Raw genomic sequence first — 23,083 nt, 5'->3', positions numbered from 1 at the left:
ACGAATCGCGATGGAAAAAGGCCGCATTCTGCTTGCCGTCACCGGCTTTCACCCGCAGCGCTGGCGCGAGCTTCTGTCGGCCGAGCGCGAGGTGGTGCTGGAGCCGGACGGCGCCAAGGATCCGTCGATCACCTATGCGGTGGTGTGGAAGCAGAAGCCCAATTTGTTGTCTTCGCTGCCCAATCTGCGCGCCATCTTCTCCATCGGCGCCGGCGTCGACCACATCTTCGCCGATCCCGGCCTGCCCGACGTGCCGATCGTCAAGGTCGTCGCCGACAACCTCACGCAATACATGACCGAATATGTCGTCTGGCGGGTGCTCGATCATCATCGCCAGGGCCTGCTCTACCGGCAGCAGCAGCAAAAGAAGATCTGGCACGAGCCGCCGCAGCGGCCGGCCGGCGACATATCCGTCGGCATTATGGGGCTCGGCAATCTCGGCCGCGCCGCGGCCTCGGTGCTGCTGTCGCTCGGCTTCGCGGTCAATGGCTGGTCGCGCACCGAGCGGCCGATGCAAGGGGTGGCGACCTATTCCGGCGAGGCCGGGTTGATCCCCTTCCTCAACGCGACCGATATCCTTGTCGTGCTTTTGCCGCTGACGCCGGACACGCAAGGCATCATCAATTACGGCGTGCTCAAGGAATTGCGCAAACGCAACGGCCTCGGCGGTTCGGTCCTGATCAATGCCGGACGCGGCCGCCTGCAAAAGGATGCCGACATCGGGCGGGCACTGGATGACGGCACGCTGAAGGAGGCAAGCCTGGACGTGTTCGAGGTCGAACCGCTGCCGAAGACCAGCCCGTTGTGGAACCATCCGAAAGTGTTCGTGACGCCGCACGCCGCGGCGACCTCCGATCCGATGCACCTGGCGCCGACCATGCTGCGCCAGATGGACGCCTTCGAGCGCGGCGAAAAGCTCGAGAATCTGGTGGATCGCAAGGCGGGATATTAGCCAGGGTCTTACATCGCCAGATCCCAGTCCCTGAAGCACTGCTTGATTGCTCTCACGGAGGACAGCTGCAGCTTCGGCAGGTCGAGATCCTCGAACATCGCCTGGTATCTCTGGCGGTTTTTCGGCGTGGTCACGGCAATATGGTGGATCATGTCCCATTTGACGCTGTCGCGTCCGCCTTCCAGGGCACCGCGCCTGTTCTTCTCAAACCAGCTTCGCCTGAAATAACGCAGCAGGCTTGCCGGCGTGGAGATATCCAGCAGGATCACTCCCGTCGCCCGCCGGAAACGTTGCGGCATGCAGATCGAGTAATTTCCGTCCATCACCCAACGCTCGCTGGCGATCGCGCCGTCATGCAAGGCAATGAATTCGGCCTTTGGACGCGGCTCCCAGTCGGTGTTGGGCAGATGATGAAGCAGATCGAGGTGAACGGGCTCCGGGCCACGCTTGCGGGCAATCGCATCGGCCAGGGTCGACTTGCCGCTGTTGGACGGCCCCAGAATGCAGATGCGGTCGCCAAGGTCCGAGAGTTTCATCGATCGTCCCCTACGCGGACGCGAGCATGCTGCCGGCGATCACTCTCGTCGGACAGCTGCTGCTATTTTCAGCTCGGCAGGGCGAACTTCTTCTTCTGATTGTCCGGCTTGCCGCAGTCGCGGCGCTCGATCGACCGGTTCATGGCATCGATCTCGCCTGACGCCTTGTCGCTGTCGCGCTTGGCCTTGGAGCGCATGTCGGGCGTGAACGGACCGAAACCCATCGCGGGATTGGAGAAGGTCGGCTTCGCGGTCACAGGCAGGTTGTATTGCTGCGCCAGGCCATTGCGTTGCGCCAGCAATTGATCGCACGGCACGGTGTCGTACTGCAGGGAGGATTCTACGTCGGCGTCCTGCCGCTCGGACATCGAATTGCCGACGCAGCCGGCCGTTGCCAGGCAAGATGCCAAGATCATCATGTTCCAGCGCATCCGATATGCTCCTCCTGATATCCCGCCCTGACGCGACCAGATCGCAAATATCAGTCGCGCACGCAAATCGGACTTTTTCGCAGCAGCGGGATGGTGTTCATGCACGCTTCAAACGGCGTGAGGCTTCCACGCCACAACGCCCAGCCCTTTGACGGGCTCGCGGCGATCCTGCCGGATGGTGGTTGGCTCCAGCGCCAGGATCGCAAGCCCGTTGGCCTCCAGTGTCCGCCTGACATAGGGCTGCGAATGGGCGTAGCGCCGCGAGGGCTGCAGCGCGAAATCGCCGTCGTCCGCCAGTGTCTCGACGGAGAAGGCAAACAGGCCGCCTTCGGCGAGCAGACCGGCAACGGTGCCCACCAGACCATCGAGCGCGCCGATGTAGATCAGGACATCGGCCGATGTCACCAGATCGGGCCTTTCGCCTGAATGGGAAAATCCCTGCAGATCCGCTTTTGTCAGCGTGTGGTAGATGCCTTTCGCCCGCGCCTTCTTCAGCATCCTGGCCGATATATCGACCCCTTCCAGCCGGTCGACGATCGGCCTCAGCCTCTCGCCCATCAGTCCCGTTCCGCAACCAAGGTCGAGCGCCACGCGGAAGCGATCCGGCCTTGCCTTGCGAATCATCTGCTCGAGAAATTCGGGCAAGCGGTAGTCGAGCTTGCCGACCAGCATCTCCTCGAATGTCTCGGCATAGTGGTCGAACAGCGCCTCGACAAAAGCACTGGGCGGCGCGGCGGCGAGCGGAGCCTTGCCGATCAGCTGCAGTTTGAGGGCCGCGCCCTGGCGGTCGGCCGGGTCCAGTTTCAGCGACATCGTCCAGCCCTGCGCCGCCAGGTCGAGCCTGCCCGATGTCTCCTGCATCTCGCCGAGGCGGAACCAGCCCATTGCCCATTGCGGCGCCAGCTCCAATGCGCCGAGCAGCAGCTCGACCGCCGCCGTGCGATCGCCGGAGGCAAATAGCATCTCGGCATAGTCGGCACGGCGATCGGCGTTCAAATCGCCGGAGGATGTCTGAAGCGGTTTCATGATGATGGTTCCGCCGGCGGAGGCCGGCCGCCACCTCTTTAGAGCAAAGGATGCGGAAGCTGAACCGAATTGAGCGCCCTTTGCCCAGGAGAGTCAGCAGTCTCCGACATCAGGCTTCCCGCAGCGGAATTATATCCTATCTTGGGGACCATGCGCGCCAGCGACCTGCTTCATCCCCGGCCCGAAGGCCTTTACTGCCCCCCGGGCGATTTTTTTATCGACCCGGTGCGGCCGGTGGACCGGGCGCTGATCACGCACGGCCATTCCGACCACGCACGCTCCGGCCACCGCTCGGTGCTGGCGACGCAGCAGACGCTCGACATTATGGCCCTGCGCTACGGCGAGGACTTTGCTGGAACGACCCAAGCCGCACGGCTCGGCGAGACGATCGCTCTGAACGATGTCAGCGTCAGCTTCCATCCGGCCGGCCATGTGCTGGGTTCGGCACAGATATCGGTCGAGCATCAGGGCACGCGCATCGTCGCCTCTGGCGACTACAAGCGGCAAAAGGATGCAACCTGCGCGCCGTTCGAGCCGATCCGTTGCGACATCTTCATCACCGAGGCGACTTTCGGCCTGCCGGTCTTTCGCCATCCACCGGACACGGAAGAGATCGCCCGCCTGCTGAAATCGGCGGCGCAGTTTCCCGAACGCTCGCATCTGGTCGGCGCCTATGCGCTGGGCAAGGCGCAGCGGGTGATGCGGCTGTTGCGCGACGCCGGCTATGACAGGCCGCTTTACATCCATGGCGCACTTGCCAGGCTCAGCGAATACTATCAGAGCCAGGGCATCGACCTGGGTGTCCTCGAGCCGGCAACGGTCGAGGGCGGCAAGGATGACTTTGCCGGCGCCATCGTCGTCGGCCCGCCATCGGCCTTCGCCGATCGTTGGGCGCGGCGCTTTCCCGATCCGATCTCGTGCTTTGCGTCGGGCTGGATGCGCATCCGCCAGCGCGCCAAGCAAGGCGGCGTCGAACTGCCGCTGATCATCTCGGACCATGCCGATTGGGACGAACTCACCGCCACCATCAAGGAGACCGGCGCCGAGGAGATCTGGGTGACGCATGGCCGCGAGGAAGCGCTGGTTCGCTGGTGCGAGCTCGAAGGCATCGCCGCCCGGCCGCTGCATCTGGTGGGCTATGAGGACGAGGGCGATTGAAGCCATGAACCGCTTCGCCGAACTTCTCGACCGCCTTGTGCTGACGCCGTCGCGCAACGGCAAGCTGACGCTGCTGGTCGACTATTTCCGAACCGTCGAGGATCCGGATCGCGGGCTGGCGCTGGCGGCCATCACCGGTGACCTCACAATAGCCGCGGTCAAGCCGGCCATGCTGCGCATGCTGGTCACAGAACGGATGGATCCCGTGCTGTTCGGCTACTCCTACGATTATGTCGGCGATCTCGCCGAGACGGTGTCGCTGGTCTGGACGCGGACGCCGGGCAAGATCCCCAACCGCGAGCCGACGCTCGGCGAGGTCGTGGCCAAACTGCAGGCGGCAAGCCGCTCGGACGGACCGAAAGTGCTGGCCAGCCTGCTCGACAGCGCCGGCATTTCGGCGCGCTTCGCCATCATCAAGCTGGTCACCGGCGGCCTGCGCATCGGCGTCTCGGCGCGGCTCGCCAAACAGGCGCTGGCGGATTTCGGCAAGGTCGACGTCGCCGAGATCGAGGAGCTCTGGCACGGTCTGTCGCCGCCCTATACGGCGCTGTTCGCCTGGCTGGAAGGCAAGGCCGAAAAACCCCGCAACACGGCGATGGCGCTGTTCCGCCCGGTGATGCTGTCGAACCCGGTCGGCGACGGCGATCTCGAAAAGCTCGACCCGGCGGATTACGCCGCCGAATGGAAATGGGACGGCATCCGCGTCCAGGCGGTGGCGGAAGGCGGCATCCGCCGGCTCTATTCGCGCACCGGCGACGATGTCTCCGGCGCCTTTCCCGACCTCGCAGACGCCATGCACTTTTCCGCGACGCTGGACGGCGAGTTGCTGGTCGGCGATCCGCGTGAGGCGACGGGGACCTTCTCGGATTTGCAGCAGCGGCTGAACCGCAAGACGGTGACGCCGAAGATGCAGCAGCAATTTCCGGCCTTCATGCGTTGCTACGACCTGCTTCAGCTCGGCGACGAAGACCTTCGCGCATTGCCGTTCCGGGAACGGCGTGGCCGCCTCGAAACCTTCGTGAAGACGCTCGACCCCGGCCGTTTCGACCTGTCGCCCTTCGTCGCCTTCACGGACTGGGAGGCGCTGGAGAACCTGCGCCGCGCGCCGCCGCACCCGATCATCGAAGGCGTGATGCTGAAGCGCTGGGATTCGCCCTATGTCGCCGGCCGGCCGAAAGGCCCGTGGTTCAAGTGGAAGCGCGATCCGCACACGGTGGACGCGGTGCTGATGTATGCCCAGCGCGGCCATGGCAAGCGCTCGAGTTTCTACTCCGACTACACGTTCGGCGTCTGGTCCGGAGCCGAGGGCGAGGAGGAACTGGTGCCGGTCGGCAAAGCCTATTTCGGCTTCACCGACGAAGAACTGAAGCAGATCGACAAATATGTTCGGGACAACACGGTCGAGCGCTTCGGACCGGTGCGTTCGGTGCGGGCGGACCGTGACAACGGCCTGGTGCTGGAAGTCGCCTTCGAGGGGCTCAACCGCTCCACCCGGCACAAATCCGGCGTCGCCATGCGCTTTCCCCGCATTTCACGGCTGCGCTGGGACAAGCCGGCCAACGAAGCCGACCGCATCGAGACGCTGCAGGCGCTGCTCGACCGCTGAGCCCTACGGCTCGATGGAGACCCGGATCTCGTAGATGTCGACCGCCTTGCCCTGCTTGTCGAAATCGGAATTGACGGCGATGGTTCCGGCCGAGCCGGGATGCTTGTTGGGGAACTGCACGTCGAACAGATATTCGTTGCGCTGCTGGCCGACCGCGTAGCGCTTGCGGCCGCAATCGCCGAGCTCGCCGAAATTGCAGTCGACGGAGATCTGCGTGTCCTTGCCGTCCTCGGCACGCGCGATGATGTCGAATACGGCGTGCTTGCCGGCGAGCTTCTCCAGCACGCCCTGCCCGACATCGAAGGCGATCGCCGAACCTGAGGGGCCGGACTGGATGCGCAGGAACGGACCGGTGTCGTCCTTCATCACCGAGGCCTTGGCGTCCGACGGGGCGGCGACATGCGTCGGATCGGTCGGCGAGAACACATTGATCCAGTTGCGCGACTGGTCCGCGGCGCCAGGCTTGGCCGGCGCGTTGGCGCCGTCGGCCGGGGTGAAATCGTCGTCCTCGACGGTTGGTGGCGCCTCGGGCGGCGCCGTATCGAGCTGCGCCGCCGTCTTGAACACGCCGGTCTGCATGGCAAAGAACACGCCGATGCCGATCGCCGCAAGCAGGGTCACGCTGAAGAAGATGGCGGTCAGCGGCAGGCGGCGTCCGCGAATGCGCCGTTCATCGCGATCGGGCGCCACTTCCGTCGCGGTACCCGAAGCGCTAGGAGCGGACATGTCGATGGCCGGCACGCCGGGAAGCGTCGCGTCCGGCATGATGTCGGGAACGACCGGCAGCACGCGCGAAAGCGGCGCATCGGATGCCGGCTGCGCGGGGCTGTCGACGGTGACGGCGGGCGATGGCGCCTTGTCTCCGATCTCGATGGCGGGCGCCGCGGCGGCCGCGGGCTCGGCCGCCGGGGCGTCGACCTCCAGGCCCACATCCGGCACCGCCGGCAGGAACTCGGATTCGATTTCGGTGATCGTCGCCTGGATCGCCTTGCGGCGCTTGATGGCAACCTCCACGGTCACGCCGGGATTGGCCTGGAGCGCACGGTCAAGCGCGGCAAAGGCCGACCGATAGACCTTCTCGCGGAACGCGCGGTCCTCGGCATTGCCCTTCTCCAAGGCGTTCCGGATCGCTTTTTCGATCGCGTCCAAGCGGGATCCCTCTGCAAATTGCCCCAATCTTCCCTGATGGTTAGCCGTAGGCGACCAATCAATCAACGGGCGGGCGGCCGCATTCTGCCTCGACGGGCCGTCCAAAGTCCATCTTGGCGATATTCCGGCAAACAAAATCGGAACATGTCGGCGATTCTCATGCGCGGCGAGGTGCGAACCCCTGGTTTCGACCGGGCGGGCGCTCTTGCATGATTTGCCACGTGGCATCTTGAATTCGCGGCCGGTTGAGTTTATCACCCAGCCCATCTTGGAGGCTTTGGCCTCCCGGGCCGCTTTAGCTCAGTTGGTAGAGCACATCATTCGTAATGATGGGGTCAGGTGTTCGAGTCACCTAAGCGGCACCAGTTCCTTGTCCCCCCTGTGCCGAAATCGGTACTCTACCGCTGCCTGTGCGGTGGATCGCGCAATGGCTCCCATATCCGCCATTGTCGCGACTCAGCTTTGGTGGGAAACTCACGGACCTCAGCATGGGAGGTCCAAAATGGCCAACACTTTCAAGACCGGAGACGTCGTCAAGCTGAAGTCGGGAGGGCCGAAGATGACGGTCAGCGACGGTGCCGCTTCCGGCATGTATCTGTGCCACTGGTTCAACCGCGAGGGCGATGTCTGGATCCCGCAACATGCGGGTTTCAAACCGGACCAGCTGGTGGCCGCCGACCCATCGGCGTAGCCCGTTCGCCACGGGCGGTGGCTAACCCGGCGTGAATTTCGATGACGCCGGATGCGGTGTCGCGTCGTTCTCGATACCAATACCCGAGTCGGCATCCCCGACAATCGAAGGTATCGGCGCAGGCGACCGACGGATTTCGCCAGTCGCGGCGTTTAACGGTTGAAGCGAGACCACGGCATGGGCCGTGGCCGACGCGCCAACCGGAGACGCCGAAGCATGATAAGCCGTTCGATCCTTGCCGCTGCCTTGAGCCTGCTGACCGTTGCGGCCCTCGCCCAGACGGTGACGCAGCCCCCTGCTTCTCCTGGCGCCACGCCGCCAGCCGCAGCCCCAGCCGCACCAAGAGCCAAGTCGGACATCACCCTGGCCAAATTCCAGAAGCGGCGGGAGAAGGCGATCATGGCCGCAGACACGGATGGCGACGGCAAGATCAGCCTGCTGGAGTGGGAGGCCTTCCAGGCCAAGCGCAACATCAAGGGCGATGCCGCCAAATCCTTCGCGCGCATCGATTCGAACCATGACGGCTTCATCGACCGCGCCGAACTCGATGCGTTCTTTGCCAAGCGCTTTGCCAAGCTGGACAAGAATGGCGACGGCGTTCTGACGGCCGACGAGATGCCAGGCCACAAATCCGCTCCCAAGCCGGAGCAATGACCAAGAGGCCATGACGCGTGATGGATATCGGGAGTGCGCCAGCCGATGAGCGCCGATCCGGACGAGGAGTTGGTTCGCCGGGTCGGCGCCGGCGACCCGGCGGCCGTGCAGACGCTCGTCGCGCGCAAATTGCCGCGCATCCTTTCGCTCGCCGTGCGCATTCTGGGCGATGCGGCGGAGGCCGAGGATGTCGCACAGGAGACCTTCGTGCGCATCTGGCGCCACGCCTCGAGCTGGCGGCGCGGAAATGCACGCTTCGACAGCTGGATCCACCGGGTGACGCTCAACCTCTGCTACGACCGGCTGCGCCGGCGCCGCGAACTGGTGACCGACGATTTGCCGGACATGGCCGACCCTGCCCCGCTTCCCGACGCCCGCGAAGAGCCGCATCGGGTCGAGCAGGCCTTGCAGGCCATCGCGCCACGCCAGCGCGAGGCGATCATCCTGGTCTACTATCAGGAGATGTCCAACATAGAGGCAGCCGCGACCCTGGAGATCAGCGTCGATGCGCTGGAGAGCCTGCTCTCGCGCGGCCGGCGGGCCTTGCAGATGATCCTGGCCAGGGATGGCGTCCATGACTGAGAAGAGCGCGACCATGAATGGCAGACATTTACCGCGCTTTATGGGCGTCCGGCGGGGGCCGGTCGGCCTCGTTTCCAACCCGCATGGGCATGCGGCAACAAGTGGCAAGGGGAAGACAGATGGCTGAAGACATCGAGGACGGCCCGGCAATGGACGCCAGGCGTTTCGCGGCGCTCGCCGAAGCCTATGGCGGCGATCTGCGGCGCTGGCCGCAAGCGGAGCGCGACGCGGCAGCAGCCTTTGCTTCAAGCGAGACAGGCCAGGCCATTTCGCGACGGGCCCACACGCTTGACGCCCTGCTTGACAGTTATCGCGTCCGGCACCCCGGCAAGGCGTTGCACGACACGATCCTGCGGACCGCCGACCGGTACATCGTCCGGCGCCGGCGCCAGCGCTTCTGGTGGCTGGGGCTGGGGCTTGCCGGAATAGGGCTGGCCGGCGCCATTGCCGGACTGTCCCTGGTGACCGTCGTCACGCCCGAAGTTCAGCCTGACCATTATGTGCTCGACGCCAATGCGACGGCGTTCGGCGATGCCGGACCCGACATGATCGAGGAAGACCTATGAGCACAGGCCGCAACCTCCTCATCGCATCGGTGGTGCTGAATGTCTTCCTGGCGGGCGCGCTTGCCGGCGGGGCCGTCTGGATAAAACGCGGCAAGCCGGCCCAGGGCTATTCGCTGGAGGCGGCAGGCGGCCGGCTTCCCGATCAGCAGCGCACGCTGTTTCGCAAGGCGCTGCGCGAAGTCCGCCAAGAGTCTCGCGAAATCATTCGCGACGGCCAGCAGGCCAGGCGCGAGGCGGCAGATCTGCTGCGGCAGCCCGTCCTCGACACGGCGGCCCTGGCGGCCGCCCTGGAGCGGGCTCGCAATGCCGACGTCACCGTGCGCACGCGGCTGGAGCAGCGCATCATCGCGTTCGCGGCGGCAGGTTCCGCCGAGGATCGCAGCCTGCTGGCAGAAGGACTCTCAAGGCGCGCCGGGCCGCAGCCGTCGACACCGCCAAAAAAATCGCCGTGACGACCGACGGAAAATGCCGATGGCGCCCGTTTAACGAAATGAAGGGCAGGACCTGCCGGGCCATCTGGCGCCGACAGGTTTTCAACCTCGGACAACTTCGGAGTATGGTCATGAACTATCTGACAAAATACGCGGCCACCGCCGCTCTCGCGGTGACCGGAACGGTGGCTACTGTCGCGGCATCCTCGGCGATGCCGCTGGCGCCGCTTGCCGCCCCGGCGCTGGTCGAGCACGTCGCCTGGGGTTGCGGACCTGGCTGGCATCCCAATCCCTGGGGGCGCTGCGTCCCCAATCGCGTGGTCGTCTACCCCGGTTACTATTGGCATCGCCCGGCCTTCTATGGGTGGCATCCGCACCGTCACTGGCACCGCTGGCATCGCTGGTAGGGGGCTCGGGGGCCGACGACTTCGCCGGCCCCACGACCTCAATTGAACAGGCACGAAACGGCTCGAACGGGCTTCCGGCGCCGTGCGCGGGGAGCCAAAGCAATGGAGAGCTGACTTGGCTATCCCCGCCGCAAATTCCCCGCCAGATCCAGTGCTCGTTGCTTTCAACCGCTTCGGGCTCGGGGCAAGGCCCGGCGACCGCGACAGGGCGGCCCACGACCCGCGCGGCTATCTGAAGGCGGAACTGCGGCAGCCCGACATCGCCCTGATCTCGCTCGACGATCCGACCTATGCGAGCCTGCCGGGCAGCACACCGGCCATCCAGGCCAGCATGGCGGCAAACTTCCAACGCAAGCTTGAGCGCATGGCCGCAGCCACGGCGCAGCCCGCAATGGCGAGCGCCCAGGCCACGCCGGAACGGGTCGCGCCTGCCCAACCTGTTCCGCCGCCCACGGCCCCGGCCAAACCCGCGCCGCCAATCGAGGCCACGCTGTTTCGCGCCGAAGCCCAGGCGCGCCTCGACAAGGCTTTTCGCGCCGAGGCAGGCTTTGTCGAACGCCTGGTGTATTTCTGGTCGAACCATTTCTGCGTCTCCGTGGCGAAGGACAACATCGTGCGGGCGAGCGCCGGCGCCTTCGAGCGGGAAGCCATCCGCCCCTTCGTGCTCGGCCGTTTCGCCGACATGCTGATGACGGTGGAGCGGCATCCGGCGATGCTGTTCTATCTCGACAACCAGCAGTCGATCGGCCCTGACTCCCGCGCCGGCAAGAACCGCCGGCGCGGCCTCAACGAGAACCTCGCCCGCGAGATCATGGAACTGCACACGCTGGGCGTCGGCAGCGGCTATACCCAGGCCGATGTCACCAGCTTCGCGCGCATCCTGACCGGCTGGACGATGGCGGGGCGCGAAGGTCGACTTGGCGAGCCCGGCAGTTCCGTCTTCAACGCCAATGCACATGAGCCGGGCGATGCGGTGCTGCTCGGCAAGACCTATCCGGCCGCCGGCATGGGCCAGGCCGAGGCGGCACTCAACGACATCGCCAGCCATCCGGCGACGGCGCAGCACATCGCCACGGAACTTGCTCGTCATTTCATAGCCGACGACCCGCCGCCGGCGGCAGTCGCGCGCCTGGCCAAGGTTTTCGCCAAGAGCGACGGCAATCTCAGGGCTTTGGCGGCGACCCTCATCGACATGCCGGAGGCATGGTCGACGCCGCTTGCCAAGATGCGCTCGCCCTTCGACTACATCGCCGCCATCCGCCGGGCGGCCGGTCCGGGTCCGGCGAACGATCCCGGCCAGTCGCTCAACTGGCTCAATGCGCTGGGCGAGCCGCTCTGGCAGCCGCCAGGGCCGAACGGCTTTTCCGACCACGCGGACAGCTGGGCCTCGGCCGAAGGCATGAAGATCCGCCTCGACATCGCCTGGCAGGCGGCCCGCCAGGTCAAGGACGTCGGCAATCCCAACGATATGCTCGACGCCGTCATCGGTCCTTCCGCCTCGCCGGAAACACGGCAAGCGGTCGCCCGCGCCGAGTCCAAGCAGCAGGGCCTGGCGCTGCTGCTGATGGCGCCCGAATTCCAGAGACGATAGCGCGAGCGACAGGTCCGGCGCCGACATGGAGACCAAGTCATGAGCCTGCTGTGTGAAACCCCTCACCCTTCCCGCCGCGCCGTGCTGATGACCGGCGGCGCGCTGTTTGCCTGGGCCTATCTGCCGCGCTTCGCCCGCGCCGCCGACAATCGCGATCCGCGGCTGATCGTCATCGTGCTGCGCGGTGCGCTCGACGGCCTGTCGGCGGTCGGTCCGGTCAGCGACCCCGACTATGCCGGCCTGCATGGCGACATCGCTTTGTCGCTCGCCGGCCCGCACGCGGCGCTGCCGCTCGATGGCTTCTTCGCGGTCAATCCGGCGATGCCGGTCTTCGCGCGGCTGTTCAAAGACAAGCAGGCCGCGGTGGTGCACGCGGCCGCGACCGGCTATCGCGAGCGCTCGCATTTCGACGGCCAGGACGTGCTGGAAAGCGGTTTCGCCGGGCCGGGCCACGTCGCCACCGGATGGCTCAACCGGGCGCTGGAGAGCCTGCCGGCGGGCGACCGCGTGGCGACGCTTGGCGGCTTGGCCGTCGGACCATCGACGCCGCTTGTGATCCGAGGTGCCGCCCCCGTGCTCGGCTGGGCGCCGCAATCGCTGCCGGCGCCGGCCGGCGACCTCGCGGCGCGGGTTCTCGACCTCTACCAGCATCGCGACCCAGTGCTGGCGGCGGCCCTGCAGAAGGGCCTCGATGCCGAGCGCATGGCGCTCGACGACCAGATCGGCGGCAATGTGATGAAGCCGAACGTCGGGGCGATGAAGCCGAAGGGCGGCCTCGGCAGCGCCGCCGGCATGCGGCAGGCCGCGCAAGGTGCGGCCAGGCTTGTCGCGGCCGATGACGGGCCGCGTGTTGCCGCGCTTGCCTTCGACGGCTGGGACACGCATGCCAACGAAGGCGGCGCCACGGGCCGGCTCGCCACCTTGCTCGGCGGCCTCGACGGCGCCTTCGAGGAATTCGAGAAGGGTCTCGGCGAGCGCTGGAAGGACACGGCGATCGTCGCCATCACCGAATTCGGGCGCACGGCGCAGATCAATGGCTCGGTCGGCACCGATCACGGCACCGGCACGGTGGTGTTGCTCGCCGGCGGCGCGATCAAGGGCGGTCGTGTCATCGCCGACTGGCCGGGCTTGAAGCCGGCCCAACTCTACGAGCAACGCGACCTGGCGCCGACCAGCGATGTCAGGGCGGTGCTGAAGGGCCTGCTCGCCGACCAGTTCGGCCTGTCCGCCGCCGTGCTCGCCGACAAGGTGTTTCCGGAGTCGGCGGCGGTGAAGCCGATGCCGAATCTCATCGCTTGAAGAAGCCCGGTGGCGTCACGGGGCGCCATCTTTGGGGGAGCGCCCACGTTACTTCGCAGCCGCCGCCATGTCGATCCGCCCCGTGATCACCAGCGATGGTGCCAGCGGTGGTGCCAATGATGTATCGGCCGGATTATCACGCGACGATGATTGGGCACGCAATTTCCCCATCGGTTCAGGTGCCAGCCAGGGCCGCATCTCCAGCCGACGCTTTCCATCGGCAGCGGAGCGGCATTGGGCTTGGCCATGGGCAGGGCCTGCGAGCCGACGCTCGACAGCATCAATGCGCCTGCGGCGGCGGCAATCGGCAGAATGTATCTGGTGAGCATGATCGTGTCCTCCATGGTTGACATTCCCGAGGACAACATACCACTCACCCGGCCGAATGCCGGGTGAGTGGTCCGATCACATATCCGTTAGCGGGCAGAGTGCTTGCCAAGCGACGCCGCGACTTTCAGCGCGGCGTCGTCGTGCATATCGCCTCGATCAGGCGGCCTCGACCTTGGCGGCCGGCGCATCCTGCCCCCGCACCAGTTTGGTCACGCCGGCGAAGTCGAGCTTGCCGGAGCCGAGCACCGGTACTTTCGGGACGACGCGCACTTCGGCGGGCACCATCAGGTCCATGGCGCCATTGGCCTTGGCGAAGGCCAGGAACTCTGCACGTGTGGCGCCGGGAGCCTCGGTAATGAGGATGAGCTTCTCGCCCTTGCGCGCATCCGGCACGGAAGCGACGGCCGACAACGAGCCTCTCCACACTTCACCCGCCAGCGCCTCGACGGCGGCAAGCGAAATCATCTCGCCGCCGATCTTGGCGAAACGCTTGGCGCGGCCGCGAATGGTGATGAAGCCGCCCTCGTCGACCGAGACGACATCGCCGGTGTCATGCCAGCCGTCCTCCAGCGGTTCCAGCACACCCGGCTTCTCGGCGCGCAGATAGCCCGACATGACATTTGGGCCGCGCACGTAGAGACGCCCGCCTTCATCGACGCCGGGTACCGGATCCAGGCGGTATTCCATGCCGGGCATGATTTTACCGACGCTGCCGGACTTGTTGTACATCGGCGTGTTGATGGCGATCACCGGCGCCGCTTCGGTCACGCCGTAGCCCTCGAGGATACGCACCCCGAACTTCTCCATGTAGGTCATGCGCGTGGCTGCCTTGACCGGTTCGGCGCCGGCAAAGCAATAGCGTATCGAACGGAAGTCGTAGGGATGCGCGGTGCGGGCATAGCCGCTGAGGAACGTATCGGTGCCGAAGATGATCGTCGCGTTGGATGCGTAGATCAGTTCCGGCACGATGCGGTAGTGCAGCGGCGACGGGTAGAAATAGACCGGCACGCCCGAGATCAGCGGCAGCACCGTGCCAGCCGTCATGCCGAAGGAATGGAAGATCGGCAAAACGTTGAACACCTTGTCGCCCGAGTGGAAGTCGATGCGCGAGGCCGCCTGCGCGGCATTGGCCAGGATGTTGCGATGGGTGAGCACGACGCCCTTCGGCGTGCCTTCCGAGCCGGAGGTGAACAGGATCACCGCCGGGTCGTCAGGCTTGCGCGGCGCGCGCGGCGTCGACTTGCGCAACAGGCCAAGCAGTTTGTCCTTGAGACCGATGGTTGCACGCAGATCGTCGAGCCAGACGATGTCGACCGACCGGCCGATCTCCTCGACCACCGCGCCAAGCTTGGCCTGTTCGACAAACGCGCGGGACGTGAGCACGGTCTTCACTTCAGCGGCCTTGCAGGCGGAAAGGATGTTGGCGGCACCTGCAGTGAAGTTGATCATCGCCGGCACCTTGCCGGACGACATCACGCCAAGCAGCGTGGCACATGAGCCGTTGGCGTTGGGCAGCATGATACCGAGCGTCTGCTGATCGGCATAAAGGTTCTGGAATTTCTCGCCCAGCACGGCGGCCGCCGTCAGCAGCTTGCCATAGCTCAGCGAGCCGGTGACCGGATCCTGCACGGCGAGCCGTTTCATGCCGCGTTCATTCGCCGTCAGGATGATCTTCTCCAGCACCGTCCTGTCGATGTCCTGGGTGCGGAAGACGAGATCCGACATGACCTGATAGAGGGCCGAACCCGCCGCGGCGCGGCGCTTGCGGCCCTTCAGTTCCGGCGGCACTTGCAGCTTGACCGGCTCCAGAATGGTCACCTTGACCTTCGGGAACAGGCGGCGGCGCACATGCTGCGACGTCAGCCGGGAAAACGGGCTTTTCTCCAGCCCGTCGATGCGGATCGGCACGACCATCGAGCCGGTCTTGTCCGCCACCATGGCGGCGCCGTCATAGACCTTCATCAGCCCGCCGGTGACGGTGATGCGGCCTTCGGGGAAGATGACCAGCGGATCGCCGGCCTGCACGATCTTGATCAGCGTGCGGGTCGACATCGGCTTGGCCGGATTGAGCGGCAAAGCACGGGCGAGCTTCATGAACGGCTTCATCCACCAGGCCTGCGCGATGGCGTAGTCGATGGCGAAGACCGGCTCCTCGTCGGTCAGCGTCAGCGCCAGCGGGCCGTCGAGGAAGCTGACATGGTTGAGCGCCAGGATCGGTGCCTTGCCGGCTGCCTTGAGGTTCTCCATGCCCTCGACTTCCAGGCGCAGGAAGGCGCGGAACAGGATGGAGACGAAATCGCGGAAGGCGTTGGTCGGCAGGAATTTCAGCATCAGCCAGGCGGCGACGGCATTGGCCGCGGCCAGGCCGAACAGGATACCGCCGGTGGAGACTTTCGTCTGGATCGCGGCGACAAGGATGCCGCCGACCGTCATGAAGCCGGCATTGACGATGCTGACCGCGGCGACGACGCGGGCGCGGCGCGCCTCGGGCGACCAGGCCTGCACGGCGGCGAAGGTCGGCACCACGAGGAAGGCGCTGGCGATGGCCATGCCGGCGAGGTCGATCGCGACACGGATCGTGTTTTGGCCGGCGAAGAACAGGGCGAGGCTTTCCGCCTTCGGCGAAGGCTGCATGCTCCAGATGGTCCAGGCCAAATGCAGGCCGAACAGCGCCAGCAGCGCCGTGCCGACCGGTGCGGGCAGAAGCACGATGCGCCCCTGCGACATCCATGCGGCAATCGCCGAGCCGATGGCGATCGAGACGGCGAACACGGCGAGATAGACGGTGACGGCGATCTCGTCGCCGCCGAGCGAATCCTTGATCAAGGTCGGCAGGATCGAAAGCACGATGGCGCCGATCAGCCAGAACCACGACGTCATCAGGCCGGCGCGCCAGATCCGCGTGTCGGTCCGCAACTCGCTGACCTGGCGCCAGGTCGAGCGGAAGATGTTCCTGTCGATGACGAGGTCAGGTGCCGCCGAACCCGTTGGCGGGATGTAGCGGCTGACGAACCAGCAACCGACGGCCAAGGCCATCATGATCGGCCCGAAGACCGTGACGCCTATGCCGTCGGCCGAGACGACGCCGCCGGCGATGGTGCCGCCGAGGATGGCGGCGAAGGTCGCCGACTCGATCCAGGCGTTGGCCTTGGGCAGTTCCTTGCGCTCGAGGTGATCGGGCAGGATGCCGTATTTGATCGGCCCGAACAGCGCCGAGATGATGCCGAACATCAGCAGCGCCGTCATCAGCACCGGGATCGACGACAGCGCTATGCCTGCGACAGACACACCCGCGGCGGCAATCTCGGCAAATTTCAGCCGCCGGGCGATGAGGGCCTTGTCGAAGCGGTCGGCGATCTCACCGCCAAGCGCGGACAAGAGCAGAAAGGGGGCCATGAAGACGGCCCCGGCGAGCGTGACCAGCGAAGCCGCCTGACCGGCGGCCAGCGTAAAGAGGATCAGGAACACCAGCGTGTTCTTGAGGAAATTGTCGTTGAAGGCGGACAGGAACTGCGTCCAGAACAGAGGCGCAAAGCGCCGGGACAACATCAGATGCGTGTTCATGGCGGTTTCCATTTGGCGGAACCCTGCGGCTATTCGCCGGAGGCCCTGCGGGTTGCAGGCGCTGTTTCAAGCTCAGTGATAGTCATGAGCTGGTTAAACTTCCTTACAGTGCCCGATGTCCATATCGTGGCTTCCGGTCTGCCAGAAATGAACATCGTTCATAAGTGCACTCTATCACGTCTTGAACATTGTTCAAGCGAAAAATGAACGACGTTCATCGTATCTGGAAACGGAGCCCGGGACCGGTGACGTCTCTGGTATCTCGAAGTTAGGGCGCCAAGGTTGCCGGACCTAGCCCGAGCGTCGCCACTGTCTTCAGCGCGCCGTCGAGCATGTCGCCCTTTTCGTCCTTCAAGGCCGCCTCGCGCAGGCGGCGGATCCAGTCGGCGGCATCGTCGCGGCCCTTGAGCATGGCAAGCGCGGAGAGCACGCGATCGAATTTCGACTGCGCCCGGACATGGGTGTCGCTGTAGCCCTTGATCAGCCGGCGGCAGTTGAGGATTTCGACGGCGAGCGCATAGTCCTCCGGCACATGGGCGAGCGCCAGCGCGTACCAGCGATCGAGATGGGTCATCTCGACCTTGTGGCGCAGCAGGCTGCGGCGCCAGCGGCGCAGGCCGCCGATGAACCAGAGCGCGGCGAAGCCGGCGAAGCTGTCCGTGCGGATGCGGCGGCCATGGTTGATGCGGCGGTCGAGGAAGGCGGCGAGCTTCGGCCGGGTCTCGATATAGCTGCCCAGCCCCGCCGGCATCGTGCCGCAGAACTCCTCGATGCGGGGATGGAAATATTCGGTGACCTGCATGATCGAACCGTCCTTGACGCCGACTTCCTTGCGCACGCGCCGGTCGCGCGTCGAACGTGTTTTCAGATCGGCGACGCGGATCATGTCGTCATAGCAAAGGGCGTTGGCGATATGCTTGGCGGCGGCGATGGACAGCGCATAGGAATGGTCGGCGCCATCCAGCGCGAGAGCCCGGTCGAGCCGGTCAAGATACTCGCCGCCATAGGCGATGTCCTGATAGTCGACGACCTTTCTCAGGCCCCGCAGCGCCATATCGCGGATGGCGACGGGCATCAGGTCGACGCGGGTGGCGAGCGCCTGCCAGCCCTGCAGGAGGCCTTGCGGGCCGCTGACGCGCCCCAGGGCGGATTCGACAATCGCCGGCTCTGCCAGCTTTGACGCAGGTGCGGCCGTGCCGCGCGCGCGGTCATACGCGGCGCCAAAGGCGGCGAGGCTGGCCTTGACGCCCCGGCCACCGGCACCGATCGCCTGCTCATAGCTCTCGCGGGTGAATGGCAGTGCGTCCGAGCCCGCCAGCGCGCCAAGCAGGCTGGCCGAGATCATCGAACCATTGTCGGCGGCGATCTTTTCCATGTCGAAAGCGATGAAGCGCTTCGACGCGGCTTCGGCCATCGCATGCACCTTGGAAGACGAGGCCCGGCCGTCGCCCGGCTCGATCTTTTCCGACACGGCGGCGATGCGGTGCGACGAAGCGATCAGCGTGGTGCGTTCGGGCGTGACGAAACCGCGGATGATGGCGCGGCCGGCCTCCATCAGCTCCGCGGCGATCAGTATGTCGACATCGCCTTGCGAGGGCGACAGCGCGAAGACCGGCAGCCGGCCGGTGTCGCGGGCCATTTCGACATAGTAGATGGTGGCGCCGGTGCGTTGCGCCACGCCGGCGACCGAGGTCGATTGCGCGACATAGCCATTGCGCTCGGCGACATCGGTGATCCAGTCGGCCAGCACGCCGCCGCCCTGGCCGCCGACCGCCAGCACGGCGAGCTTGATGACGCGCTCGTCGTCCTGGGCGCCGGCCTTGGCGCGGAATGGCGGGACAGCGTCAAGCATCGGCGAAGGTCAGGCGCCGGCTTTCGCGGCGGCGCTGCAGCAGGCTGATCACCGCGCGACGCGCGCTTTCCAGGAAGCGGTCCCAGCGGCTCGGATTGTGCACGACATCGGCGCGGTAGAAGGACGGGCAGAGCACAGCGGCATCGGCGACCTCACCGCAATTGCCGCAGCCGACGCAGTTCTGGTCGATCGATGCCACCGGATCGTCGCGCAGCGGATCGTCAAGCGATTTCACCGACAGCGACGGGCAGCCCGACAACCGCATGCAGGCGTGGTCGCCGGTGCAGATGTCCTCGTCGACACCGAATTTCGGTTTGACGACACGCGCCCCCCCCTTGATCGCCTTGTCGACCAGCGGCTTTTCGCGGCGCTGCCGGTTGAGCATGCATTCGGACGAGGCGACGATGACCTTCGGCCCCTTCTCCTCCGTCGTCAGCGCCTCGCGCAACGTGTCCTGCATTTTGCCGACATCGTAGGTGCGGTCGACATGGCGCAGCCATTTGACGCCCATGCCTTTCACCGCTTCGGTGATCGGATGTTTTGTCGACTTGGTCTTGTTGCCCGCGCGCGACGACAGGATGTCCTGCCCGCCGGTGGCGGCCGAATAGAAATTGTCGACGATGACGATGACGCCGTCATTCTTGTTGAACACGGCATTGCCGATCGAGGAGGTCAGGCCGTTGTGCCAGAAGCCGCCATCGCCGACGAAGGAGATCGAGCGGCGCTTGGCGTCGGGCGAATTGAACGCCGAGGCAGAGGCCGGCCCCAGCCCATAGCCCATGGTTGTCGCGCCGAGCTCGAAGGGCGGCATGATCGAGAACAGGTGGCAGCCAATGTCGGACGCGATGTGGTGCTTGCCGAGTTCCTGCTCGACCAGCTTTGTCGCGGCGAAGATCGGCCGCTCCGGACAGCCGATGCAGAAGCCCGGCGGCCTGCCCGGCACGACATTGATCAGGTCCGCGGTGTCGACGCCGTCGCCGACCTTGTTGGGCGCGCGCACTTCACCCGGAAGCAGATGCGGCGCCTCGGCGCGCAGGAAGGCACCGATGCCGTCGAGCATGACTTGGCCGGTATATTCTCCGGCCATCGGCAGATATTCCTTGCCGACCAGCCTGGAGCCACGCCCGGCCTTGTGCAGCATCGCCGCGAAGGCCTGCTCGATGTAATTGGGCTGGCCCTCCTCGACGACCAGCACCGCCTGCTTGCCCTCGCAGAAGGACAGGAACTCGTCGTCGATCAAGGGATAGACGGCGTTGAGCACGTAGAGCGGCACGTCCGTCTCGCCATAGGTGTCGGCAAGGCCGAGACGCTGCAAGGCGCGGATGACGGAATTGTACATGCCGCCCTGCATGACGATACCGACCGAGCCGTGATCCGAACCGAAGAATTCGTTGATCTTGTTCTTGGCGATGAAATCGACGGCGGCCGGCCAGCGCTTCGCCACCTTCTCCTTCTCATGCAGGAAGGAGGCCGGCGGCAGCACGATGCGGCCGGTGTCGCGGCGCGGCGCTTCCAGCGCATCGGCGACCGTCATGGGCGGGCGCTTGTTGTCCTTGGCAATGAAATGGCCGTGGACGTGGCAGCAGCGGATGCGCACCTGCAGCATGACCGGCGTGTTGGAGATTTCGGACAGTTCGAAGCCGTCCTCCACCGCCTTGACGATCGACGGCAGATTCGGGCGCGGGTCGAGCAGCCAGACCTGGCTCTTCATGGCGAAGGCATGGCTACGCTCCTGCATGATCGAGGAGCCTTCGCCGTAATCCTCGCCGACGATGATCAGCGCGCCGCCGGTGACGCCGCCGGAGGCAAGATTGGCGAGTGCGTCGGAAGCGACATTGGTACCGACGGTCGATTTGAAGGTCGCGGCACCACGGATCGGGTAATGCACCGAGGCGGCCAGCATGGCGGTGGCGGTGGCTTCCGAGGCGCTCGCCTCGAAATGCACGCCCAGTTCGCCCAGAATGTCCTGCGCGTCGGCCAGCACATCCATCAGATGGCTGATCGGCGCGCCCTGATAGCCGCCGACATAGCCGACGCCGCATTGCAGCAACGCCTTGGTGATGGCGAGGATGCCCTCGCCGGCAAATTCCTCGCCGGCGCCAAGCCTGAGTTTTTCAACTTCCTTGGCAAAAGACCGTTCGGCCATCTCCGCCTCCTTCCGTTGCCGCAGCGAGCCGGCGGCGCGTACGTCTAGATGTCGTGCTTGCGAATGTTCTTGAGCATCTTCAAAAGCGTGGCGATGAGTGCCGCATATTCAGCATCGTCGATATCGTCGAACATCGCCTCGAACGCGTCATGCATGGCCGGCCAAGCGCGCGCGAACTCGGCGCGGCCATCGTCGGTCAGGAACACATGGCGGATGCGGCTGTCGGTGATGCCCTGCTCGCGCCGCACGAAGCCTTGCCCCTCCAGCGTGTCCAGCGTGCGGCTCAAGGTTGACTGCTCGATCACCGTATAGACCGAGAGGTCGTTGACGGTGACGCCATCGGTGACCGACAGCACGGCCAGCGTGCGCACCTGCGGAATGGTCAGGCCCTGCTTGCGGAAATCGTCGCGCAAGGTAGCGTTGTAGCGGCCCATGATGCGGTTCATCAGATAGGGCGCGAATTGCTGCAGGCCGATCTGGCCGAGCGTCGAAATGCGCTGGCGCTTTTCCGCTACCTTCTGCTCCATCACAGCCTCCCCGCCAGGAGAAAGCCGGAACCGCCGCCGAGACCCGCGCCCGGGTGGGTCGAGGCGCCGATATGATAAAGCCCCTTTATGCCGGTCTGGTGGTTGCGGCTGGTCTTGAACGGCCGCCACAGGAAGGACTGGTCTATGGTCGAGGAACCGCCATAGGGATCGCCGCCCACCAGATTGATGTTCATCGCTTCGAGATCGGCCGGCGAATAGGCACGGCGGACAATGACATTGTCCTTGAAGCCGTCGATATGGCTGGCGAGGATCGCTTCAGCGCGGTCGGCATAGGCCTCGCGCAGCGCGTCGGTCCATTGCCCGTCAGCCGGGGCCTGCAGCTTACCGGCGGCATCGCCTTTGATGTGGCGAGGCGCCTCTGGCAGTTGCAGCCACAGGATTGCCTTGCCCTCCGGACAGCGCGACGGGTCGAGCGCATGCGGCTGGCCGACGCAGATGGTCGGCACTTCCGGCAGCAAGCCGCGCACCGCCTCGTTGCAGGCTTTCGACACGCCATCCAGGCCCGGCGTCAGATGCAGCAGCGCCACCTTGTCCAGTCCTTCGCCGCGCCATGCCGGCGGCTTGTCCAGGGCGTAGTGGATCTGGAAGTTGCCTTTGCCATAGCGGTATTTCCGCGTTGCCTCGACGTCGGCTTTGGGAGCCTCATTGCCGAGCAGCCGGCCATAAAGCTGCGTCGGCGTCACCGAGCAGATGACGCTCTTCTTCGCATGGACCGTTTCGCCCGAGGCCAGCCGCACACCGGTGGCGCGACCACCAGCCAGGATGATGGAGGCGACGTCGGCTTCGGTGGAGATGACACCGCCGCGCTCGATGATCAATGCCTCGAAGGCCGACAGCAGGTTCTTTGCCCCGCCCTTGACGATCGGGGCGCCCGCGGCTTCGAGCGCGAAAGCGATCACCTTGGCGATCTGGCCGGAGAAGGCATCTTCCGGTCCCAGCCCGGCATGCAGCACCCAGGGCGCCCACAGCGCCTTTACGGTCTCGGACTGGTAGGTGCTTTCCAGCCAGCCGCGCGCCGGCGCCAGCGCCTCGCCGAGAAAGCCGGCAAGGCCGCGCGGGCCGCGCCGCCAGGCATCGCCGGCCAAAAGCTTGGCCGTCGGATAGGACCACAGGCTGCCGCCGAGCAGGCCGAACAGCAGGCCGGCATTGCGTTCGATGCCGCCGACATCGTCCGCGTGCCGGTCGCCATCACCCGCCGCGATCGCATTGAGGGCGGCGACATTGGCGGCGCGGTCGGTGCTGAGCACGGCATGGCTGCCGTCCGGCCGCAGCACGCCGGTCGGCCTGCCGGTGTGGCAGAACTCCAACCCATGCCGGGCGAGGTCGCCGCCCAATGCCGCAAAGGCCGGCGAGGTGATGAACAGCACGAAGGTCGTCGCCATCACGTCGTGGATGAAGCCGGGCGCGGTGATCTCCTCGGTGCGCATGCAGCCGCCGATGCGGTCGTTGCGTTCGAGGACGAGCACCTTGGCACCCTTGCCGCCAAGCATCGCCGCGCAGACCAGCGCGTTGATGCCGCTGCCGACGACGATGTGATCGGGCGCTTTCATTGACAGTTGCTCTC

The 23,083-nt window shown here is 65.6% G+C and carries 21 protein-coding genes and 1 tRNA gene; 12 read left to right on the top strand and 10 right to left on the bottom strand.

Annotated elements, in window-relative coordinates:
- Positions 1-10: 10 nt before the first annotated feature.
- Complete coding sequence (locus ACLGL5_RS10240; RefSeq protein ID WP_202360930.1) at positions 11-952, top strand: 2-hydroxyacid dehydrogenase; 942 nt, start codon at positions 11-13, stop codon at positions 950-952.
- A gap of 8 nt (positions 953-960) precedes the next feature.
- Here the strand turns inward: ACLGL5_RS10240 and ACLGL5_RS10235 are convergent, their stop codons facing one another.
- The 3 genes from ACLGL5_RS10235 to ACLGL5_RS10225 form a co-directional block, all read right to left on the bottom strand.
- On the bottom strand, positions 961-1,488 hold the full coding sequence (locus tag ACLGL5_RS10235; protein ID WP_069090922.1) for a P-loop NTPase family protein: 528 nt from the start codon (positions 1,486-1,488) through the stop codon (positions 961-963).
- 68 nt (positions 1,489-1,556) lie between these two features.
- On the bottom strand, positions 1,557-1,919 hold the full coding sequence (locus ACLGL5_RS10230) for a hypothetical protein (RefSeq protein WP_064984586.1): 363 nt from the start codon (positions 1,917-1,919) through the stop codon (positions 1,557-1,559).
- Positions 1,920-2,027: 108 nt separating this feature from the next.
- The gene (locus ACLGL5_RS10225; protein ID WP_069090921.1) at positions 2,028-2,945 is read right to left on the bottom strand and encodes a class I SAM-dependent DNA methyltransferase; all 918 of its coding nucleotides are present in this window, start codon (positions 2,943-2,945) and stop codon (positions 2,028-2,030) included.
- 150 nt (positions 2,946-3,095) lie between these two features.
- On the opposite strand from ACLGL5_RS10225, the gene ACLGL5_RS10220 reads away from it, so the two are divergent.
- A complete protein-coding gene (locus ACLGL5_RS10220; protein WP_069090920.1) occupies positions 3,096-4,103 on the top strand; it encodes a ligase-associated DNA damage response exonuclease in 1,008 nt (335 codons plus the stop codon).
- Positions 4,104-4,107: 4 nt separating this feature from the next.
- Positions 4,108-5,709 carry a cisplatin damage response ATP-dependent DNA ligase gene (locus ACLGL5_RS10215; protein WP_069090919.1) on the top strand — a complete coding sequence of 534 codons (1,602 nt, stop codon included), beginning with the start codon at positions 4,108-4,110 and terminating at the stop codon, positions 5,707-5,709.
- A 3-nt stretch (positions 5,710-5,712) separates the two neighbouring features.
- On the opposite strand, the gene ACLGL5_RS10210 is transcribed toward ACLGL5_RS10215, so the two are convergent.
- On the bottom strand, positions 5,713-6,858 hold the full coding sequence (locus ACLGL5_RS10210) for a hypothetical protein (protein WP_064984580.1): 1,146 nt from the start codon (positions 6,856-6,858) through the stop codon (positions 5,713-5,715).
- Positions 6,859-7,147: 289 nt separating this feature from the next.
- Here ACLGL5_RS10210 and ACLGL5_RS10205 point away from each other — a divergent pair.
- The 9 genes from ACLGL5_RS10205 to ACLGL5_RS10165 all read left to right on the top strand — a co-directional run bounded on the left by ACLGL5_RS10205 (position 7,148) and on the right by ACLGL5_RS10165 (position 13,079).
- A tRNA-Thr gene (locus tag ACLGL5_RS10205) sits at positions 7,148-7,223 on the top strand.
- Between the two features lie 137 nt (positions 7,224-7,360).
- Positions 7,361-7,549 (top strand): YodC family protein, encoded by a 189-nt coding sequence (locus ACLGL5_RS10200; protein WP_038651973.1) that lies wholly within the window; start codon positions 7,361-7,363, stop codon positions 7,547-7,549.
- A 216-nt stretch (positions 7,550-7,765) separates the two neighbouring features.
- On the top strand, positions 7,766-8,203 hold the full coding sequence (locus ACLGL5_RS10195; RefSeq protein WP_069090918.1) for an EF-hand domain-containing protein: 438 nt from the start codon (positions 7,766-7,768) through the stop codon (positions 8,201-8,203).
- 45 nt (positions 8,204-8,248) lie between these two features.
- On the top strand, positions 8,249-8,785 hold the full coding sequence (locus ACLGL5_RS10190; protein ID WP_083246532.1) for an RNA polymerase sigma factor: 537 nt from the start codon (positions 8,249-8,251) through the stop codon (positions 8,783-8,785).
- 119 nt (positions 8,786-8,904) lie between these two features.
- A complete protein-coding gene (locus tag ACLGL5_RS10185) occupies positions 8,905-9,351 on the top strand; it encodes a hypothetical protein (RefSeq protein ID WP_245307021.1) in 447 nt (148 codons plus the stop codon).
- Positions 9,348-9,803: a periplasmic heavy metal sensor gene (locus ACLGL5_RS10180; protein ID WP_010913241.1), complete on the top strand. Its 456-nt coding sequence runs from the start codon at positions 9,348-9,350 to the stop codon at positions 9,801-9,803. Before ACLGL5_RS10185 ends, ACLGL5_RS10180 begins: the two co-directional genes overlap by 4 nt.
- Positions 9,804-9,913: 110 nt before the next feature.
- Positions 9,914-10,189, top strand: a complete 276-nt coding sequence (locus ACLGL5_RS10175) for a GCG_CRPN prefix-to-repeats domain-containing protein (protein ID WP_032921488.1) — start codon at positions 9,914-9,916, stop codon at positions 10,187-10,189.
- A 115-nt stretch (positions 10,190-10,304) separates the two neighbouring features.
- Complete coding sequence (locus ACLGL5_RS10170; RefSeq protein WP_069090916.1) at positions 10,305-11,780, top strand: DUF1800 domain-containing protein; 1,476 nt, start codon at positions 10,305-10,307, stop codon at positions 11,778-11,780.
- A 39-nt stretch (positions 11,781-11,819) separates the two neighbouring features.
- Complete coding sequence (locus ACLGL5_RS10165) at positions 11,820-13,079, top strand: DUF1501 domain-containing protein (RefSeq protein ID WP_069090915.1); 1,260 nt, start codon at positions 11,820-11,822, stop codon at positions 13,077-13,079.
- Between the two features lie 86 nt (positions 13,080-13,165).
- Here the strand turns inward: ACLGL5_RS10165 and ACLGL5_RS10160 are convergent, their stop codons facing one another.
- The 6 genes from ACLGL5_RS10160 to ACLGL5_RS10135 all read right to left on the bottom strand — a co-directional run bounded on the left by ACLGL5_RS10160 (position 13,166) and on the right by ACLGL5_RS10135 (position 23,069).
- Complete coding sequence (locus tag ACLGL5_RS10160) at positions 13,166-13,408, bottom strand: GCG_CRPN prefix-to-repeats domain-containing protein (RefSeq protein WP_155249154.1); 243 nt, start codon at positions 13,406-13,408, stop codon at positions 13,166-13,168.
- 157 nt (positions 13,409-13,565) lie between these two features.
- Entirely contained in the window at positions 13,566-16,973 is a 3,408-nt protein-coding gene (locus tag ACLGL5_RS10155) for an acyl-[ACP]--phospholipid O-acyltransferase (protein WP_069093262.1), read from the bottom strand.
- A gap of 268 nt (positions 16,974-17,241) precedes the next feature.
- Positions 17,242-18,825 carry an indolepyruvate oxidoreductase subunit beta family protein gene (locus tag ACLGL5_RS10150; RefSeq protein ID WP_069090914.1) on the bottom strand — a complete coding sequence of 528 codons (1,584 nt, stop codon included), beginning with the start codon at positions 18,823-18,825 and terminating at the stop codon, positions 17,242-17,244.
- Positions 18,818-20,971 (bottom strand): thiamine pyrophosphate-dependent enzyme, encoded by a 2,154-nt coding sequence (locus tag ACLGL5_RS10145; protein ID WP_038651967.1) that lies wholly within the window; start codon positions 20,969-20,971, stop codon positions 18,818-18,820. Before ACLGL5_RS10145 ends, ACLGL5_RS10150 begins: the two co-directional genes overlap by 8 nt.
- 44 nt (positions 20,972-21,015) lie before the next feature.
- Positions 21,016-21,498 (bottom strand): MarR family winged helix-turn-helix transcriptional regulator, encoded by a 483-nt coding sequence (locus ACLGL5_RS10140; RefSeq protein WP_069090913.1) that lies wholly within the window; start codon positions 21,496-21,498, stop codon positions 21,016-21,018.
- Positions 21,498-23,069 carry a phytoene desaturase family protein gene (locus ACLGL5_RS10135; RefSeq protein ID WP_069090912.1) on the bottom strand — a complete coding sequence of 524 codons (1,572 nt, stop codon included), beginning with the start codon at positions 23,067-23,069 and terminating at the stop codon, positions 21,498-21,500. Before ACLGL5_RS10135 ends, ACLGL5_RS10140 begins: the two co-directional genes overlap by 1 nt.
- Positions 23,070-23,083: the final 14 nt, after the last annotated feature.

It is taken from the genome of Mesorhizobium sp. U510 (genome assembly GCF_059180695.1).
The sequence above is the reverse complement of the archived record's forward strand: the minus strand, read 5'-3'. Positions and strand labels throughout refer to the sequence as shown.

Bases quoted from the DNA above. Each gene is read 5' to 3' on its own strand.
- ACLGL5_RS10240 (WP_202360930.1), top strand. From the start codon at position 11: ATGGAAAAAGGCCGCATTCTGCTTGCCGTCACCGGCTTTCACCCGCAG.
- ACLGL5_RS10235 (WP_069090922.1), bottom strand. From the start codon at position 1,488: ATGAAACTCTCGGACCTTGGCGACCGCATCTGCATTCTGGGGCCGTCC.
- ACLGL5_RS10230 (WP_064984586.1), bottom strand. From the start codon at position 1,919: ATGCGCTGGAACATGATGATCTTGGCATCTTGCCTGGCAACGGCCGGC.
- ACLGL5_RS10225 (WP_069090921.1), bottom strand. From the start codon at position 2,945: ATGAAACCGCTTCAGACATCCTCCGGCGATTTGAACGCCGATCGCCGT.
- ACLGL5_RS10220 (WP_069090920.1), top strand. From the start codon at position 3,096: ATGCGCGCCAGCGACCTGCTTCATCCCCGGCCCGAAGGCCTTTACTGC.
- ACLGL5_RS10215 (WP_069090919.1), top strand. From the start codon at position 4,108: ATGAACCGCTTCGCCGAACTTCTCGACCGCCTTGTGCTGACGCCGTCG.
- ACLGL5_RS10200 (WP_038651973.1), top strand. From the start codon at position 7,361: ATGGCCAACACTTTCAAGACCGGAGACGTCGTCAAGCTGAAGTCGGGA.
- ACLGL5_RS10195 (WP_069090918.1), top strand. From the start codon at position 7,766: ATGATAAGCCGTTCGATCCTTGCCGCTGCCTTGAGCCTGCTGACCGTT.
- ACLGL5_RS10190 (WP_083246532.1), top strand. From the start codon at position 8,249: ATGAGCGCCGATCCGGACGAGGAGTTGGTTCGCCGGGTCGGCGCCGGC.
- ACLGL5_RS10185 (WP_245307021.1), top strand. From the start codon at position 8,905: ATGGCTGAAGACATCGAGGACGGCCCGGCAATGGACGCCAGGCGTTTC.
- ACLGL5_RS10180 (WP_010913241.1), top strand. From the start codon at position 9,348: ATGAGCACAGGCCGCAACCTCCTCATCGCATCGGTGGTGCTGAATGTC.
- ACLGL5_RS10175 (WP_032921488.1), top strand. From the start codon at position 9,914: ATGAACTATCTGACAAAATACGCGGCCACCGCCGCTCTCGCGGTGACC.
- ACLGL5_RS10165 (WP_069090915.1), top strand. From the start codon at position 11,820: ATGAGCCTGCTGTGTGAAACCCCTCACCCTTCCCGCCGCGCCGTGCTG.
- ACLGL5_RS10160 (WP_155249154.1), bottom strand. From the start codon at position 13,408: ATGCTCACCAGATACATTCTGCCGATTGCCGCCGCCGCAGGCGCATTG.
- ACLGL5_RS10155 (WP_069093262.1), bottom strand. From the start codon at position 16,973: ATGAACACGCATCTGATGTTGTCCCGGCGCTTTGCGCCTCTGTTCTGG.
- ACLGL5_RS10150 (WP_069090914.1), bottom strand. From the start codon at position 18,825: ATGCTTGACGCTGTCCCGCCATTCCGCGCCAAGGCCGGCGCCCAGGAC.
- ACLGL5_RS10145 (WP_038651967.1), bottom strand. From the start codon at position 20,971: ATGGCCGAACGGTCTTTTGCCAAGGAAGTTGAAAAACTCAGGCTTGGC.
- ACLGL5_RS10140 (WP_069090913.1), bottom strand. From the start codon at position 21,498: ATGGAGCAGAAGGTAGCGGAAAAGCGCCAGCGCATTTCGACGCTCGGC.
- ACLGL5_RS10135 (WP_069090912.1), bottom strand. From the start codon at position 23,069: ATGAAAGCGCCCGATCACATCGTCGTCGGCAGCGGCATCAACGCGCTG.